8 protein-coding genes and 1 pseudogene are annotated in these 18,985 nt (G+C 35.5%); 6 read left to right on the plus strand and 3 right to left on the minus strand.

The genetic code is table 11. The annotated features are described in order from the left end of the window. Positions 1 to 206: 206 nt before the first annotated feature. Complete coding sequence (locus P6936_RS03285) at positions 207 to 10,559, plus strand: SpaA isopeptide-forming pilin-related protein (protein WP_276880843.1); 10,353 nt, start codon at positions 207 to 209, stop codon at positions 10,557 to 10,559. A gap of 59 nt (positions 10,560 to 10,618) precedes the next feature. On the opposite strand, the gene P6936_RS03290 is transcribed toward P6936_RS03285, so the two are convergent. Both P6936_RS03290 and P6936_RS03295 read right to left on the minus strand, forming a co-directional pair. Next, positions 10,619 to 11,602, minus strand: a complete 984-nt coding sequence (locus P6936_RS03290; RefSeq protein WP_276880844.1) for a hypothetical protein — start codon at positions 11,600 to 11,602, stop codon at positions 10,619 to 10,621. Further along, a complete protein-coding gene (locus tag P6936_RS03295) occupies positions 11,595 to 12,116 on the minus strand; it encodes a sigma-70 family RNA polymerase sigma factor (RefSeq protein WP_276880845.1) in 522 nt (173 codons plus the stop codon). Before P6936_RS03295 ends, P6936_RS03290 begins: the two co-directional genes overlap by 8 nt. A 259-nt stretch (positions 12,117 to 12,375) precedes the next feature. On the opposite strand from P6936_RS03295, the gene P6936_RS03300 reads away from it, so the two are divergent. After that, positions 12,376 to 14,220 carry a leucine-rich repeat domain-containing protein gene (locus P6936_RS03300; RefSeq protein ID WP_276880846.1) on the plus strand — a complete coding sequence of 615 codons (1,845 nt, stop codon included), beginning with the start codon at positions 12,376 to 12,378 and terminating at the stop codon, positions 14,218 to 14,220. 167 nt (positions 14,221 to 14,387) lie between these two features. Here the strand turns inward: P6936_RS03300 and P6936_RS03305 are convergent, their stop codons facing one another. Next, complete coding sequence (locus tag P6936_RS03305) at positions 14,388 to 14,966, minus strand: xanthine phosphoribosyltransferase (protein WP_276880848.1); 579 nt, start codon at positions 14,964 to 14,966, stop codon at positions 14,388 to 14,390. A gap of 126 nt (positions 14,967 to 15,092) precedes the next feature. Between P6936_RS03305 and P6936_RS03310 the strand changes: the two genes are divergently transcribed. The 4 genes and pseudogenes from P6936_RS03310 to P6936_RS03325 form a co-directional block, all read left to right on the plus strand. Next, positions 15,093 to 15,782 (plus strand): DeoR/GlpR family DNA-binding transcription regulator, encoded by a 690-nt coding sequence (locus P6936_RS03310; RefSeq protein WP_276880849.1) that lies wholly within the window; start codon positions 15,093 to 15,095, stop codon positions 15,780 to 15,782. After that, on the plus strand, positions 15,779 to 16,687 hold the full coding sequence (gene pfkB / locus P6936_RS03315; protein ID WP_276880850.1) for a 1-phosphofructokinase: 909 nt from the start codon (positions 15,779 to 15,781) through the stop codon (positions 16,685 to 16,687). Before P6936_RS03310 ends, pfkB begins: the two co-directional genes overlap by 4 nt. Further along, positions 16,677 to 18,554, plus strand: coding sequence for a PTS fructose transporter subunit IIABC (locus P6936_RS03320; protein ID WP_276880851.1), 1,878 nt, complete (start codon positions 16,677 to 16,679; stop codon positions 18,552 to 18,554). Before pfkB ends, P6936_RS03320 begins: the two co-directional genes overlap by 11 nt. A gap of 124 nt (positions 18,555 to 18,678) precedes the next feature. Beyond that, positions 18,679 to 18,985 (plus strand): annotated as a pseudogene (locus P6936_RS03325) (hypothetical protein); the annotation flags it as partial.

Below are 18,985 nucleotides of genomic sequence, written 5' to 3' on the forward strand. Positions count from 1 at the left end.
GCCTTGCAAAGCACTCCTAAACTAAATGATTTATATAACCGACTCATATAAGCTAAAGTGGAAAATTTAATCTAAAACTTAGCAAGTCGGTTTTTTAGTGCTTGAATATAATTAGTATAGCAATGAATATTGATAAAAATATATAAAAAAATTTCAATATAAAGTAGTTTGCAAATTTACCAAAACTGTAAATTTAAGGAGGTCTTATGAAAAGTCGAGCGCAAAAACTTCTCAAAAATTATAAGAAACTTATAGTCATGCTAGTATTTATCCTAAGTTTCGCATATTTATTCACCTACCAGACCAGCGATGCTGGAGGAGATATAATAAAAAATATTTGGGATCTCTTCCCGAAGATTGAAAAAAAAGAACCGCTGAAGTTGAGAAGCTACAGCATAGATCAAAACCTGATTAAGACAGAGATAAAAGAAGAAAATGGTGTCAAAAAAATCATATGGAAGTATACGACCAAAATACAAGGATTGGATGATTTTCTTGAGGATAGAGATAAATTAAACCATTTCTTCTCAACAACCAAGACCTCTGGGCTAGGGACTCCAACAATAAAATACATTGTCAAACCAGATGGACAGATTTTAAATAACCCTAACTCTACAACCACTTCATATACAAGAGGAGAGTTAAACACAACAGATGTAAATTTTAACTTATCATCATTTTATTTTCATGATGGTACTTATGAATTTTTTATAGAAACCCCTATAACAGAAGTAAGAGATAACTACACCCTTTATGTGAATAGTGAACTAACTGCAAAAATGTTCAAAAATGAACAAGTGCCACCAGGAGGAGCTTTAAAAGAAGATACAGTTATAAAGGCTCCAAGTATAGTTTATTCTACTGTTAAAGCAGACGACAACTGGGGGGATAATAATAACGTAAGTCTTGTAGATTTGAAAAAAGATGGACCTAATAGCAAAGAAATAGACGAGGATAATCTCATCACTCAAGGTTCATACACGAGCGATAATACCATAAAATGGACAGCAACATATATTAACGATAATCCAAATGTAAAAGGAAGTGCAAGATTTAACTTTACACCAGATAAAAGTCAAAGTCCTAAAGGGAATGTAAAACTTTATTTTTACAAACCAGGTGAGGGTGGCTATGTTCAGACAGAAGTACAAGAAACTGAACCAGGGGAAATAAGCATAGACAATATAGAACCAGGAACAATCGTTCAGGCAGTCCTTGAAACTGATGTTACAGACAAAACTAGTAGCCACAGCCTAGGAAATGCAGAGCTTGAGTCCATGTATGCCAACCTTACAATCAAAAAAGTTTGGATAGGACTAGCAGCAGATGATGCAAAATTCACCCTATGGACGGACAATCAATCTCAAGATGTAACTGTTCCGAAAGATAATACAACCCAAAATACTAATGGCAACCAAACTACTATCTATGAAGGAATTGACAAAGTAAAATTCAAAAAGACCAATGACAATCCAGCCTACTATTCAAGAATAAATTATAGGGTGGAGGAAAAAGATAGCGAAAATTATGAACTTAGTTGGTCAACGGTTGATAGGTCCAAGCTTATCTACACCTTTGCCAACAGACAAAGAAGAAAATTCGATATAAAACCACCAAAAATCATTGATGATGACGACGATGCGAATGGGCAATGTGGCAGTAAAGTATATGGTGTATTTGAAGTAAAGCCAGTACAAATACATTCCTACAAGTACAAGAATGGACCAGATACATGGTTTGGATACGGTGGAGGCATCGAAGGTAAATTCAGAATTCCTGCCAACACAGGAAGTGGAGCTTACTTCACTCTCAAAATCCCCCAAGAGCTAAAAATAGAAAAGGGAGTTTCTACTGATGTAAAGTGGACGAATATCTTTGATGAAAAAGGTACTCCAATTGGAGAAATGTACCTTACTAAAAGGGATGAGGTAACTTTTAAATTAAACGATTCTGCCAAAAAAAGTATCGATTATGAGGGTGGTTTCTATATCGGTTATCATCACATAAAGACTGGCGTATATATGGCTGATGATAAATCCATTACCGAACAAGAAGCCAATGCAAAGAACTATCTTTGGGGAGTTGTTCAAGACCCAGCTACATTCTACGATGAGCATGATCCGAGCAATAGAAATGTAAGCAAAAAAGTTAACTACCTTTCTTCATTCTATGACGGCAAAGGAGCAAGTGGCTGTGAGGCTGTTGTAGAATCTACTGCCAATATAAACTACAATGATAAAGACATAATGCGTGATTTGCGAGATGCCAACAAGTATGTTGTGGAAGATAATGCTGACGAGAACTACCTAATCTATGAAATAGTTGTCAATTGCGACAAAAAAAAGGGCATTACCCAATTCACTGACTACCTATCAGAAACTATAGAGTTATACCACGGCAATGACCAATCAGCTATCGAAAAGGATGTGGAAGTCTATGTAGGAGAACCAACGGGATCTTGCTCAGTAGACAAGAATACAATAAAGCAAATCTATCCAATAAGAGAGATATCTTATCCTAATATGACCATTAAAGGTACGACCTTAAACAACTACAAAGACCCAGCCTCAAAAACCAAAAGAGGGTTTCAAGTTATAGAAAAGTATAAGCTAAACTTCACAAGTAATGGCTTTGATGGCAAGACTTTCCTAGTGAGAATGAAGGTTAGAAGGATAAGTGAATTCCAAATTCCTGATGGAAGAAATATAAACTATACTGATAATGGTCAGCTATATGCCTACAACAGGATTTCAGTTGATTTCCGAGGTGGTCATAAAACCAGTTATCAAAACGCCTACGCAACGACCCTTGCAGGAGGTGGAGCATCAGCAGTTGGAGATGCAGATAAGGGACAATTCAGAATCAGAAAAGTATTGACTGTTGGAAATACAAGTGTTCCTATCAGAAACAACCCTGCTACCTTCAAGCTATCAACAGATGCCAATGGGGACTATGTGGTTCAAACAAGCCAAACCAACAAGGATGGCTATGCTGATTTTATAAATTTAAAAAAAGGTAACACATATTATCTAAAAGAAACACATTCGCCAAATGGCTACAAGAAAAGCTACACCAACTACAAGGTAACAGTTTCGGCAAGTGATGTCAACGACATCAAGATCCAAAAACTTCCTGGTGGAGCTCAGGTGCCAGTAGGTCTTGATAAGCCATTCGATATCAATAACGAAAGAATGTTGCCAATAAGAATCAAAAAAATAGATAAAAATTCCAAAAAATCTCTTGCAGGAGCTGTCTTTAGGTTGACCAATAAGGACGATAACACGCCAGAATATGATGTGGTCTTGGGCAAGGGTCAGTCAATATCGGAATTTGTCTTCAATGGTTTATGCTATGGAACCTATATTCTTGAAGAAATCCAAGCCCCTAAAGGCTACCAAAAAATACATCCGATCGAAATAGAATATAATGAATCGCTCGATGAATTGATAAAGCTAGGCGACCCATATGACTTAGTTTCAGACAAACCTAGACTCGAAAATGGAGCCCATACTCTGTCAATTAGTAATGACAATGGAAAGAGGAAAATCGACAAGTTACAATTCCAAAAAACAAACCAATATGGCAAAAACTTCCGTGAGGACTTGTACGAAACTTACAGTCATATGATTGACAAGGGTCAGATAAAACTTGAAGATAGTTCTGGTAAGCTAACTAAGGAACAAAAACTTAGCCAGTTATTATCTGATTTTTCATCTGCTACCGACTTTTATATATATAAGAAATTGCAGTATAACTATGAAGATTTCGAATCAATTACGCTTTCTGATGGAACTAAAATAGTACCATACCTAAAAAATGATTCTGACGTTTTGGCTAGGATGGACGAGAAAACTTCTATATTTGAATTTGATAAGTTGCCTCAAGGAAAGTATTGGATAGTTGAAAAGATAAGAACAAAAAATTTCTCTAGTTACGATATTTTCAAGAAAGTTTACGACACAGGTGATTTTACTAAGTTGTATTCAGGTATTGGTAAGACACTATTATCCTTCGAAGTAGACAATAAGGGCTTAGTTTCAAAGGTCAATGACCAAACCAACAATGACCTTATCATTAAGGCTAAGAATACTAAAAAGTCCACAAGTTTCAATCTCAGAAAAGTAGACTACAAGGACAAGACACCTTTGGAAGGGGCAGAATTTACACTATACAGAGTCGAAGACAAGCATAAAAGCCTAGTTACAAGACAAGATTCTGACCAAAATGGTTTTATTCACTTTCAAGACCTTGCTCCTGGCACTTACAGTCTTGTCGAGACAAAGGCTCCTGACAACTACAGGATTAAGAGAAAACCTTATGATGTAACTATAAATGAAAAATTACAAGTTACTATAAAAAGAGCTGGGAAAGTTGTAGAAAAGACCGGTGGTTTGTATCAAATTGACAACAAGAAAGATACTAAAATCAGTATAATTAAGAAAAACGAAAAAAATCAGAATCTAAAAGGGACGACCAAATTCTGCATGTTCAAGGTTGGAGATAATGTCGAACCTTCCGACTTGGATGAAGCTATAGCCCACAATGACGGCTATGGAAAATATAATGGTGGAAACTGTACATGGCACGAATATACTGCCGATAAGGGAGACGACCTCATCAGGCTAAAGGGCAAAGACTATTACCTTCCTAAAAAACCAAATACTGGTATTAATTACCAGCTCTTTGAAGTAAAAGATGGAATATCGGCAGAAGTGTCTCTCAAATTCAGAACTCCTGGCAAGTATATATTTGCCGAATATGAATCTCCTGCTGGCTATAGCGTTATAAAAAAACCTCTCTTGGTAAAAGTTAGCAAGGATAAGGATGGCTTTGTCAAGCTCGAACAGCTGGGAACTAACAAGAATATTTCCCTAAGCTCAAAAGATAACATAATGAGCTTTTCCGTTAAAAATGATTTGGTTAAAGCAAAATTCGGTCTCAAAAAGGTAAAGGAAACTAATAATAAGACCCAAAACCCAATAGGTGAGGACATAAACTCAGAAAGTGAGGTTGAATTCAAATTAACCAAACTAAAGAGCAGAGTTGACCCTACTGTTGAGATTAAGGATACCGATATTGATAAGACTTTTGCCACTGATGGTTCTATAACAAAGACTTTTAAGCTTAAAGATAAGGCTGTATTTGATAATTTGAGTGCAGGCTATTACGATTTACAAGAAACAAAAGTTCCTGAAGGCTATATGAAAACTAGCGAAATTAATAGGATATTGGTAGATAAAAAGGGCGATTTATCTCTTTATGTGTTTAAAGATGGAACTGTAATACGAAGCTACGATATAAAAGAATATGAAATGCACGTTGATGCTTGGCTATTCGATATAAATAACCTCGTAAGAATCGGCAACAGGGAAGAGCCAAAAGGTAAGTTTGCCTTCTACAAGAAAGCAGAATCTACTACAAGTCCTATGGCTGAGCTTTATGATAGGAACTTGGAAGCTAAGTTCAAGTTGACCAAGGACGGCGATAGCTCCTTTAGTGCCATCGAGCAAACTAAGAAAGCATCCGAGAAGTTTATTTTTGAAAATCTCAAAAAGGGGATCTATACTCTTGAGGAAGTTCAAGCTCCTAGGGGCTACCTAAAGACATCCAAGAACTACAAGATAAGCGTTGATGAGCTTGGAGATGTTAGGATTTTCGAGCCAACAGCTGATGAAGTTGCTAAGAAAGTGAGTGCAGCTTTCTCCAACAATCTAAAGACTAATTCTATTAGCGATTTACAAAATGCTACTGATGGAATAGAAACAAATGAATCAGTCTTCAATTTACAAGGTTCAAAAATAAATCCGAATGAATATATCCAATTAGACCTAGGGAGTATCCATTACATCAACAAGGTAAAACTCTTACAAAATATAAAAGCAACTCAGGGAAACAACGATGCCTTTGATGATATTGACTTGGAATATTCAATAGATGGTACAAAATTCTTTAAGCTTAAAAATTACAAAAACACAAATGAGAATAAGAATAGTTTCAACAATAGTATTAGAACTATCAATGAAAATACTAATATATGTGCTAAAATTATTCGATTCAAAAACAATGTAGAATCTACTGGTCGTTGGTTGAGGCTAAATGAATTTATGGTTGAGGGCTATCCTGTCAGCCAGAAGAAGGAAATATCCCTTGAAGAACAAAATACCCTAGCAGAAAGCGATGACCATGTTTTCGAGATTGCTAACTTGGAAATTCCAAAAATCAAGCTAATAAAGACTGATGAAAATGGAAGAGAAATAGCAAAGGCTAATGCAGAGTTTGAGCTAAGAAAAGTTGATGATGCTAGTACAAATGTTAATAATCTCACAGAAGGCTCTGGGGACTTAGTCTATAAGATTCTAGTAAAAGATGGCACAAGCAAGCTAATTGATAGCAAAGGAAATGAAGTTTCGGACAGTCAATTAAGCCTAGACAAGCTAGGTAAGTATATTCTTGTAGAGAAAACTTCTCCAAAATCCTACAAGAAACTTACTAAGCCAATACTCTTGGAGGCCTACCAAGACCAAGTAGCGATAAATGGAAGTAAGACCGATAAGAAAAAAATCCTTTGGTTTAAAAATGTTGCGAGTGATAGCAATTTGACCATAGGTCTTGAAGAAAATGGTAGGCTGATTAAATTTAGTGTTAAAAACAAGAAAATCCAGTCTAAGTTTGCCTTCAAGAAGAAAATCCAAAGTGCTCCTAACAAGCCAATGCAAGATATTCCTAATGGAGATCTTCAGGCTGAATTTAAGTTGACCAAGGATGGATTGCTATCAGGCTTTAATCCAGTTATTAAGAAACAAAATGTTTCGACAACTTTTGAGTTTGCGAACCTTGAAGCAGGCGACTACACCCTAGAAGAAACTCTAGCTCCAGCAGGCTTTATGAAAACTAATGACAAATATAAAGTCAAGGTCGATGATTATGGAAATGTGGTTGTATATAAGGATGCTACTAACAAGACTCCAGCAAAGATTAATGCGAGTCTAAGCCATAACTTTGGAAGCATCCAAATAGAAAATCTTGCAAATGCAACAGATGATAAAGACAACAATGAAGCGACCTTCCACTTATCTGGTTCAAAATTAAAGAAGGGTGATTACCTCCAATTAGCCTTTAGTGAAGCAAATTATGTAACAAGCCTAAAATTCTTGCAAAATACCGTTAGCCAAAACACAGGTAAGGATATATTCGAAGACTTTGACATCGAGTATTCTCTTGATGGAATAAACTTCTATAAGGTTGCTTCCTACAACAATACTTTTGTAAATGATAAAGCAATAAAGACCATTAATCTTTCTAATCCATTCGTGGCAAAATATGTACGCATAAGGAGCAATGTTGAATCTGGAGGTCGTTGGCTAAGGGTATCAACTTTCCAAGCCCAAGGTTATAGGGTTGAGCCTGTAAAAGATTTAGCAAATGAAAGACAAGATACAATCCTAGCCACAGATTTGTTTGATATAGGAAACTTGGAAAATCCTAAGATTAAGATAATTAAACAAGATGATGGTGGAAATGAAATAAGCTCTGCTAATGCAGAATTTGAGCTTAGAAAAGTTGATGATACAAACAATGATGTTAATAAGCTTGATGATAATTCTGGAGAGCTTGTTCACAAGATTTCTATAGAAAATGGTCTTACTAAGGTAAAAGATAAGGACGGAAGAGAGGTTTCTGATAATCAACTTCAAATCCAAAAACTAGGAAAATATATCCTAGTTGAGAAAGTTCCACCAAGAGGATATAGGAAACTCGACAAGCCAATCCTCCTAAATGTTAAAGAAGACCAAATTGACAAAGGTGCTAAGAAAATTTCTTGGTTTGAAATAAAGTCTAGCACCGATATTGTAAAATTGGATATTGATACAAGTAATGGAGTCCTTGCAACATTTAAGGTAAAAAACAAGGAAATCAAGTCTAAGTTTGCCTTCAAGAAAAAGGCTGAGTCCTTATCAGCACCTATGGCAAACATTGGTGGAGCTAAGACCGCTACTTTCAAGCTCACCAAGGATGGAGATAAGACCTTCTCACAAACTTTGACCAAAAAAGTAAATGAAACTTTTGAATTTACAGATTTGAAGAAGGGCGATTACACACTAGAAGAAACTGTCGCTCCATCTGGCTTTGTAAAAACTGACAAGCTTTATAAGATTAGGATTGATGATGAAGGGACAGTTAGGGTATTTAAAGCTAGTAAGGATAGTGAAAATAGTAAAATCCAAAAGCCTAAATTTGAATATAAGATGAATGCAAGTCCTAAAAATCCAAGTAATGCTACTGATAGCATAGAAAATAATGAAACTGTATTCGAACTTTCTAACTCTACTGTTAGGAAAGATGATTTTATAAAGCTTTCATTTGATAAAGTCCATCATATAAGCAAAATTAAGTTACTCCTAAATAATGCAAGAGCAAATGCTGGGAATGATATCTTTGATGATGCAGATTTGGAATATTCTCTTGATGGCAAAACTTTTGTAAAATATAAAAATTACAAGAGTGGCAAAAGGATTGAGGAAAATGTAGACTTATATGCAAAAGAAATCAGATATAGAAGCAATACACAAGCTGGTGGTCGTTGGTTTAGTGTAAGCGAGTTTGAGGCATACGGTTATGAGGCTGACCTAGTAAAAGAGCTAAGCCAAAAAGACCAAGAGAATATATCTAACAATACTTTTGATATTGGAAACCTCCAAAACCCAAGGCTCGTCCTTGAAAAAATCGACGGTAAGACTAATGAATTAATTGATACTAACAAGGTCAATAAGGACTTCACTGCGAAATTTGCCTTATACAAGATTCCAGATGATGCAAAAAGCTTCGATGGTCTTCCTTCTAATGATAAGAAGAAGCTTAAAGATTTCACCCTAGTAAATGGTAGGGCAGAGCTTGCTGATGATTCTATCACAGAGCTTGGACGTTATGCCCTTTGTGAAAGTGAAAGTCCTGATGACTACCAGACAATGACGCCAATAATTCTAGATTTGGTAAAAGTAAAGGGAGTGACTGGGACAAAGCTTAGTCTTGGTTGGAAATTAGTTAGCGAGTCTTTAGACAAAGGTGTCTATAACTTGCAAGCACAAGATGATAACAAGAAATTCGATGATAAAATCGAAATAGATTATTCAAAACTTTTTGATAATGACCCAGCAATCACTCTAAAAGTCAAAAACTATAGGGACGATAGGGGCAAGTTTGAGTTTGATAAGGTGGATAAGGCAAACAAGAATCCTGTTAATGGTGCAAGTTTTACCTTGACCAAGGATAATGATAATAACTTCACTCCAATTACTAGAGATGGAACAAATACAAGTAAATTTGCTTTCGAAAATTTAAGTCCGGGAACATATACCCTTGAAGAAACTGTTGTTCCAACAGGCTACAAGAAAGAAGATAAAACCTACAAAGCCTTTGTAAATGATTATGGAGATACAAGCTTATTTACCATTAATGGCAAGGAAAAAGTTGGCAAAATTCCTTTGACTAAAGATAACTTAATCTATTCAGACAGGTACAGTAATTATATTGCTGATGATGATAAGAATAGAATGTTTGATAACGACAAGAACAGTTTCGGCGATGTTAAGTTATGGAGCCAATCAGTTGGTGATCATGTAGATAAGGACGAATTTGTCGGAATTGACCTAAAGGGACTTTATAGGATAGATTCCTTTGATTTTAACCAAGGTCCAGCTAAGGGGTCTAATAGTGGAAATGATGCCTATGATGAATTTGTAATCGAGTATTCACTTGATGGGGTCAACTATAGGAGATTTAAGAAATACAAGAATCCAAATTCTCCAAACAAGCCTAGCGATGATAAGCGTAGGGAAGCCTATGATATAAGCGAAAATCTCAATACCTATGCTAGATATATAAGGATTAGAAACCTAAGCAGAGGCGAAAGACGCTGGTTAAAAATAAGAGATATATCTGCTACAGGCTACAAGGTAGAGGAAATCAAAAACTTTAGGAAAAATGCTACTATTGATCCAGCAAAGATAGAAAATATCAAAATCAAAAAAGTAAAGCTAAAAATTGCAAAGCTTGATTTGGATGGCAAGTCTATAACAGGAGATATTTATACTTCTGCAAGATTTTTCATAAGCAAGACTGATAGCCAAAATGAAAATAATAAATATAATGGCCAAGTCGCAGATCTTAAGAATGGTGAATTTACTTTTGATAATGGTGGACAATTATTCGAACCAGGCTTGTATTATCTTGTTGAAGCAAGAGCACCAAAAGGCTATATGAAACTATCTAAGCCTATTCCATTCTTTATAGAAAACGATGGAAGTCTAATAATCCCAGCTAAATTAAAAGATGGATCAACTGGAGAATATGTAAAGGATGAGAATTTTATCTACAAGGATTATATAAAGGTAAAAGAAAATAATTCAGATGAAAATTTACTTACGATAGAAGTCAAAAACCAAAAGTTCACTTATCCAGGAACTGGAGGAAGGGGAATAATTTTCCTTTCAATAATGGGTGCCTTGGTGATGAGCCTAGGAATTTTCTTCTACCAAAGGAAAACTTCAATAGAAAGATAAAATAAAAATCGTCATACCGCTTAGGGTCTGACGATTTTTTCATTCTAGGATTGGAAATCCTAGTTACAAGAGCAAGTAAATTCTGATATTGTTTGGTAGTTGCCATCAGTTTCTTTGCCAGATTCTTTGTTTCTTTTGCTTGCTTTTAGGCTAAATTTTATTTCTCTGCCATCTCTTATTTCATCAAGGCTAAGGTCTGAAAAACTAGCATTGTAGACGAAGCTTGCCTTGCCATCTTCCATAAGCCTTTCATCAAGGGAAACTTTCCTGCCGTCCTCATCAAGTCCTTCCAAGTCGTAGGAGTATCCATCATCGAGATTTTCGATAAGGCAAGTTAGGCTTATAGGATTTATTTTCATAAGGCTTATTTTAGCTTGACTATTGGCTAGGGGCATATTTTCTGCTAATATCTTATTTTCATCATTTACAGTATTTACATCAGCCTTGAGGGAGACAACTTTTGTCGCATTACCATTCATATAGTAGAGGTCGACATCGGCATTTTCTAGGCTTGGAAATTCCTCGTCAAAGTTTAACATAAGATTTTCGCTAGTAGTCTTTCCATCCTTGAGGAGAACTTTCGAGCCTGATGCTCCCATTAGCTTATAAGTTTTTCCATTAACAACAAGCTTGTATAGGATTGAATTAAGCTTAGTATCTTGACCATCTGCCTTTCTTAGGGTATTTATAAAAAGAAATTTGTTATCAAAGGCGAGATTGCCTATTACAAAATCATCATCGCCTAGACTTATTGGTTGGTTAAGGCTAGTTACATACTTGTAGGATTCAGGGCTTGCTCCAAAAGCCTCCATCATGCTAACTTTGACATCTGTTGCAACTTTTACAAGCTCAGCCCTGGCAGGGCTTATACCAAAGCCTGCAACGAGTATTAGGGCGCAAGCTATGGCGATTATTTTCTTTTTGTAAGATTTCTTGCTATAGGCCTTGGCAACTTTCATAAGTCTTGCTTTTTCTAAATCGCTTAGGTCAATTTCATCTGTAGCAAAATCCATATCATTAATCTTATCATAAATATTATTCATAAGTTCCTCCTAATTTAAGACGTAAGTTTTTCTTTGTTCGTGAGACCTTGTTGTAGAGTCTTTCTTTGGAAAGCTTAGTTTCCTTTTCTAGGTCCTCATATTTGTAGCCTTCCAAGAAAAGTTTCACAAAAATCTCCCTATCTTCATCAGATAAAAGGTTTAAGATTTCTTCTGCTTCATCAAGGTCAAAGTCATCCTCGTAGGCGATTGTTTCGCTGAGCTCATCAAGGTCAAGACTTTTGTGGCGATTTTCCTTTCTGATACAATCAATTGCCTTGTATTTAGCAATTCCTGCACACCGATTTTTGAAAGACGACCTAGTTTCATCAAAAGAATCAATATTATCCCAAATAGCAAGGAGGCTATCATTTAGGACTTCCTCAACAAGCTCATTCCTAGAGCCAATTGTCTTAACGATACTCGCCTTCATAATTTTGCCATAGACATCAATAAATTCGATAAGACATTTCTCATCTTTGATTTTTATTCCATCAATTATTCTTCTCTCATCCATTCCATCCTCCTTCACCTATATATTCGTAAGCACTAGGCAAAATCTATCAACAATATAGTTTATAATCATTTTAAGTAATCATTAGCATTTATAGATATAAGTATTATATAGGAAAATTGCTAAATTTTATATAGTTTCAAAGATTAGTTATAGACTAAATAAACTTTTTTACATATAAGTTTTATATATGTATTTGTTGAGGTTATAAATAGAAATCAGTATAATAAAGTTATTAAGTATGAAAGAAAGGTAGGATATTATGAATAATAGGTTGATTAAAATTATGCTTCTAGCTTCTATTAGTTTAGGTACATTATCAATTAATAATGTTTCTTATGCACAAGCAGGCGAAGAACATGGTGAAGCAAATAAAATCACAGATACCAAAAACCCTATAGGTGAAAGCGACTCAAATACAACAACGGAAAGTCCACAAAATAGTTCAGATGCAACAAGCCCAACTTCTACTAGGGACCAGGGAAAAGAATCTAGTGATAGTAGTGCTACATTAGATGAGCATATTACATTTGAAGATGAATTATTAGAGAAAACGATTATTAATTTGTACAAGCAAGGTAGTGGAAGATTTGATCAAAATAAATATTCGTTGGTATTGACTGACAAATCATACAAGATGCCAGAAAATCAGAATTTCATAACTAAAAGGGAGGCTCTCCTTGCTAGTCAGTTGAGTGTTTCCAATGAAGCTCCTTTCGATAAAGAGAAAAGAAAGTTTGTAAGAAAGAATAAGAGCATAACTTCAATTAAGGGAATAGAAAGTTTCACTAATTTAGAAAAGCTAATGTTTAATAATAACGATGTGAAAGATCTTAGCCCAGTTGAAGGACTCAAAGAATTAAAAGAATTAAAGTTTAGAGATAATAAGGTTAGTGATTTAAGTTCTGTAAAAAATCTTAGCGAACTTAAAAACTTGACAGCTGACTCAAATGAAATTTCTGACTTGACTCCAATCAAAGATCTTAAGAATCTTGATTATCTAAATTTAAAATCAAATAAGATAAAGGATATAAGCCCAATTAAAGATACCCCTGTTAAGCAATTCATTACATTAAATGGAAATTATATAAAAGATTTAAGTGTGCTAAAAGATAAGACCTGCAAAAGGGAAACGAGCGGACAGGTTATAATCGTTAAACCACAAACAAATATATTTGATTTAAAGCTTAGTGATAGCAGAGGGGGAAATGGGTATACTTTAAGTGAATCTTACCTAAAATCAATTGGAGCTCATAGGGTAGGTGAAAGTCAAAAATATAGGGTTACAAGCAAGAAAAACGAAAAAACAATAGAAAAAATCGAAAATGAATATGGTGATTTGTTTGGTTCTGAATATGTCAAAGCCAAAAATAAGGAAGAAGGAGTATCTTACCCAAAAAATAAAATCCAATGGTATGTCAAGGTAAATACTCAAAATATTCAACTTATTGAGGTTAAAAATGAGGAAGTAACAGTAGGTGACTCTTTTGATTTAACAGATAATATTGTAAATAATAATGGAAATATTTTTGAGATTAATAAAGTTGAAGATATAACTGAGACAAAAATCGATACTAAAAAACCAGGACAATATGAAGGGAAAATAAAAATTACCTATAATGATGGTGACACCCAAGAAGTAAGTTTAGTTGTTACTGTAAAAAATAAAGTTGTAGACCAAGGCAAAAATACAGAACCAAGTGTTGGCGAAGACCAAGGTACAAATACACAACCAAGTGTTGGAGTAGACCAAGGCACAAATACACAACCAAGTGTTGGTGAAGACCAAGGTACAAATACAGAACCAAGTGTTGGAGTAGACCAAGATACAAAGATAAATATATCATCAAATAATGAAAAGCAAGAAAAACAACAATATCAAGCTACTCAAAATTCTAGTACAGATTCAAATAAATCGAAAACTAGTAAGGGTTCTGAGCGTGATGAACTATCAAACAAGATTCAGCTATCACACGCTAAAAAACAATCAAAAAATGAAAATGTCAAGACTGGTGTATATCCATTAAAAGAAGTCCTAGTAACATTAATGGGTACAGCATCTATGTTATTTGTAAGCAAGAAAAAAGAAAAAAATCATAAAGTATGATATTTGATTATCATATTTCAAAGGAAGTCGGAGAAATCCGACTTTTTTTGATGTTTTAGTTGAATAATTAACAGTTAGTGATATGTATATAAAAACTTTTCAAGTGAGATATTACATAATCAAAAAAGGAGCTATGTGCTCCTTATAAAAAATATCTTCATTTATCATTAATCTTGAACAAATGTAATCTTACCTTCTTCAAGCTTGGCAATTCTTGCTAGGGAGTAGATTTCTAGTCCCATTTCTTTTTCGATTACTTCACGACCTTCAGAGAAGGACTTTTCTATTACTATACCAATACCTACTGGGTTGGCGCCAGCTTGTCTTACTAGGGCAACCATGCCTTTGGCTGCTTGACCATTTGCCAAAAAGTCGTCTATCATTAGGACGTTTTCGTCTTCTTTAAGGAAGTTTTTTGAAACTATTAGCTCATTTGTAACTTGTTTGGTAAAAGAATATACGCTTGAGTGGTAGACATTATCGCCTGTGGTTAGGGATTGTTGCTTTCTAGCAAATACACACTTTACACCAAGTTCAATAGCTGTTGCTAGGGCTGGGGCTATTCCAGATGACTCAACTGTTAGAACCTTATCTATTTTTTTATCTTTGAAGTGCTCAGCAAAGGCCTTGCCCATTGCTTGGATGAGATTACAATCAATTTGTTGGTTGAGGAAGGAATCAACTTTAAGGATATTAGGTCCTATTACAATACCTTCTTCTAATATTTTTTCTTCTAGTTCTTTCATATTAACTCCTTATGTAGAAATTGTCCGCTTTTAATAATTATAGTTTATTTGCAGGATTAGTCAAATCAAGAAGGATTATGAACGTTTTTGGTTGAAAATGGTAGATAATGACGATATAATATACTTATGATAGTTGAAAAGAGATTAGACCTTATTATGGATGCCCTTCTTAGAGAGAAGAAAGTATCTAATAAGTATTTGAAGGATTTGTTAAAGACTAGTGATTCGACCCTAAGGCGTGATCTGGATCTGCTAGAGGATGCTGGAAAAATTAAAAGGGTACATGGAGGAGCTATCCTAGATATTAGGGCTGATGAGAGAAGTTTTTACGATAATGAGAAAACGAAGCTTAGAGAAAAGAAGCTTATAGGAGAAAAGGCAGCAAGTCTTATTAAGGATAAGTCTTTAGTTTACATAGATGCAGGTTCTACCACAAGCGAGCTTATTGATTTTATCGAAGCAAGACAGATAAGGATAGTTACTAATGGTCTTATGCATATTAATAAATTAGTGGCTAAGGGGCTTGATACTATAATTCTTGGTGGCAAGCTCAAGGCAAAGACTATGGCAACTACTGGACTTGTAGCTATGAATGAGCTAGAAAATTTTAGCTTTGATTTAGCCTTTGTTGGGGCTAATGGCTATGATGATGATTATTTCTATACGGCTGATATTAATGAGGCCTTGATTAAAAGAAAGGTTATTGAGCTTTCCGATAAGGCTTTTGTCTTGGCAGATAGGTCCAAGACCCATAATTTTTATCATGCAAAGATTTGTAGGAGTGATGAAGCGATTTTGATAGGGGAGGATGAATGATTTATACATTGACGACCAATCCATCCATTGATTATATTATGAGATTTGATTCTTTCGTAGATGGAGCGACAATTAGGGCAATTTCTACAGAAAAATATGCTGGTGGCAAGGGAATCATGGTTTCTAAAATTCTAAGGAATTTGGGAAATGATCCGATTAATATAGGCTTTGTTGGTGGTTTTACTGGTCAATTTATCAAAGATAAGCTAAGAGAGCTTGGAATTAGGGAAGAATTTACTAAAATCAAGGGAGATTCAAGGATTAATGCCAAGCTTAAATATGATAAGGAAACTGAAATTAACGCAGAAGGCCCACATATTGATGGGGAAGAGATTGAGAGATTTTTCAAAAAGATTAAAGAAATAGGCAAGGACGACCTTCTTGTTATATCTGGTTCACTTCCAAAAAGCCTTGACAAGGACTTTTATAAGCAAGTAATAAAGAAGGCTAAGTGCGATTTTACTATTGATATAGCGAACAAGGAAGTTCTTTCTTATCTAGGATATAAGCCAATCTTAATTAAGCCTAACAAGGAAGAATTAGGAAATATTTTTGAAAGAGATATAGACAGCTTCGATGAAATGGTAACTTATGCTAAGAAATTAGTGGGGCTTGGAGCTGAAAATGTGATAGTATCCCTTGGCAAAGAAGGTTCTATCTTTGTGGATAAGGATTGTGTTTATCGTGCTAAGGCGATTGATGGTAAGCTTGTCAATTCCGTAGGGGCAGGAGATTCCATGGTTGGAGGTTTTGTCCATGGTATAAGGGAAGGATTAACTAAAAAGGATGCCTATAAGCTGGCTGTCGCTTGTGGTACAGCAACTGCCTTTAGTCCAGATATAGGAAGCAAGGAAAAAATTTATGAAATTCTAAAAAAAGTGGAGGTAAGTGAAATTGGAAATTAGAGATTTATTAAAAGCCGACCTGATGATCTTTAATCTAAGTGCTAATGATAAGAAAAGTGCTATAGAAGAGATTGCTGATAAGTTTTATGAAAAAGGCTATGTAAAAAGTAGGGAAGATTTCAAAAATGGTCTTATAAAAAGAGAAGAAGAAGGATCAACTGCCCTAGGCGAATCAGTTGCTATCCCTCACACCAAAAATGAAACGGTCAAAGAGCCAGCAGTTCTTTTTGCAAGAAAAGTCGGAGGCCTTGACTACCAAGCCCTAGACGGCGAGCCAACAGAAATATTTTTTGCCATAGGAGCACCAGCTGGAGCAAACAACCTCCATGTAGAAACCCTGGCAGAGCTTTCCAAGATGCTCATGAAAGATGGCTTTATAAATGACCTAAAGAAGTGTGAAAGTGCTGATGATGTTTATGGAGTAATCGAAAAATACTCAGAAAAAAAGAAAGAAGTTCTTGAAGAAAAAGCACCATCAGATAAGGCAAGTGAAAAGACCGTTAAACTTCTAGCAGTTACAGCTTGTCCAAACGGCATAGCCCACACCTACATGGCCCAAGAGGCCCTCGAAAAAGCAGCAGCTAAGGCTGGAGCAAGCATCAAGGTAGAGACAAATGGCTCTGATGGTATCAAAAATAGACTCACAGACAAAGAAATCGAAGAAGCAGATGTAATAATAATTGCAGCTGACAAAAAAGTTGAAACCAACAGATTTGATGGCAAGAAAGTCATCCAAAGACCAGTATCTGATGGAATCAGAAAGGCAGACGAATTAGTAGAAAAAGCCATCAGGGGCGAAGCTAATATTTTCCATGGAGATGGAGAAAAAGGCGCAGTCAAAGAACAAGTGAGTGGGGGTCAATCCTTCTGGCAAAAAATCTACGGAGATTTGATGAATGGTATTAGCCACATGCTTCCATTTGTAATTGGTGGTGGAATCCTAATGGCAATATCTTTCCTAGTAGAAAGATTTGCTGGAGATAAGTCCCTTGCCTTCAGCTTCCTGAATGGTCTTGGTGGAGATTCTTTCACCTTCCTAATCCCAATCCTTGCAGGTTTCATCGCCATGTCAATAGGAGATAGACCAGCCCTCATGCCAGGTATGGTTGCAGGACTTATGGCAAGTAGGGGAGCAGGCTTTATTGGTGGTCTAATCGGTGGTTTTATAGCAGGCTATGTTGTAAATTACATGAAAAAGGCTACAAGAAACCTTCCAAAATCAATTGAAGGTCTAAAGCCAATGCTAATCTATCCAGTCTTCGGTCTATTAATAGTAGGGGCTATAATGTTCTTTGTAATAGATCCAATCTTTACAGGCATAAACAGCTTCATCAACAACTGGCTAACAAGCCTATCTGGTGCAAACATGCTAGTGCTTGGAGCAATTCTTGCAGGAATGATGGCAGTAGATATGGGGGGTCCTATCAACAAGGCAGCCTACGCCTTCGCCATAGGCGCCTTCACAGATACAGGAATTGGAACCTTTATGGCAGCAGTAATGGTTGGAGGAATGGTTCCACCAATCGCCATAGCAATCGCTACAACTTTCTTTAAGGATAAATTTACAGAAAAAGAAAGAAAGACAACAATTACTAACTACATTTTGGGATTAAGCTTTATAACAGAAGGAGCCATTCCTTTTGCAGCAGCAGAACCTACCAAGGTTATACCAGCAAGTGTTATAGGATCAGCCATAGCAGGAGCAATAGTTGGAGCCTTCAATGTATCAGCACCAGCTCCACACGGAGGAATCTTCGTCCTAGCAGCTATGTCAAGCCTAAGCCAAGCAGCCCTATTTATAGGAGCAGTCCTAGTAGGCTCAATTGTAGGTGGACTAATCTACGGAGTAATTAAGAAAAAGGCCTAATATAAGAAAAGCATCTCTCTTAGGAGAGATCTTTTTTTGTTACTTTGTAAAGCGGATGTAAAATGTTTTCCTCAATATTGTCAAAAATTATCAAATATTTTATAATAAAGTAAAGGAGGAGATCATGAAGGAGAAAATTAAGCTTGTTGTTGGAGCAGTATTAGCTCTTTTTATTATTTTAGCCTTAGCCATTGGGATTTTTATTGGCAGTGCGACCTTTAATGGCCTTACTAATCTTATTAGTAGGGAGGATACTATAAAAAATATCAGCCTCTATAAGGATAAGTATGATGAGTTTGCCAAAGATAAGGATATAGAAGAAATCAAGATAAAATCGAGCAGAGACGAGCATGATATCCCTGCTATTTTTGTAAATTATAAATGTCAATATAAAAATGTACACTTCTGGCTAGATAAGAATGTACAATTTA

The sequence above is a fragment of the Anaerococcus tetradius genome (genome assembly GCF_947087635.1).
In the GTDB taxonomy this organism is placed as follows: Bacteria; Bacillota; Clostridia; order Tissierellales; family Peptoniphilaceae; genus Anaerococcus; species Anaerococcus tetradius.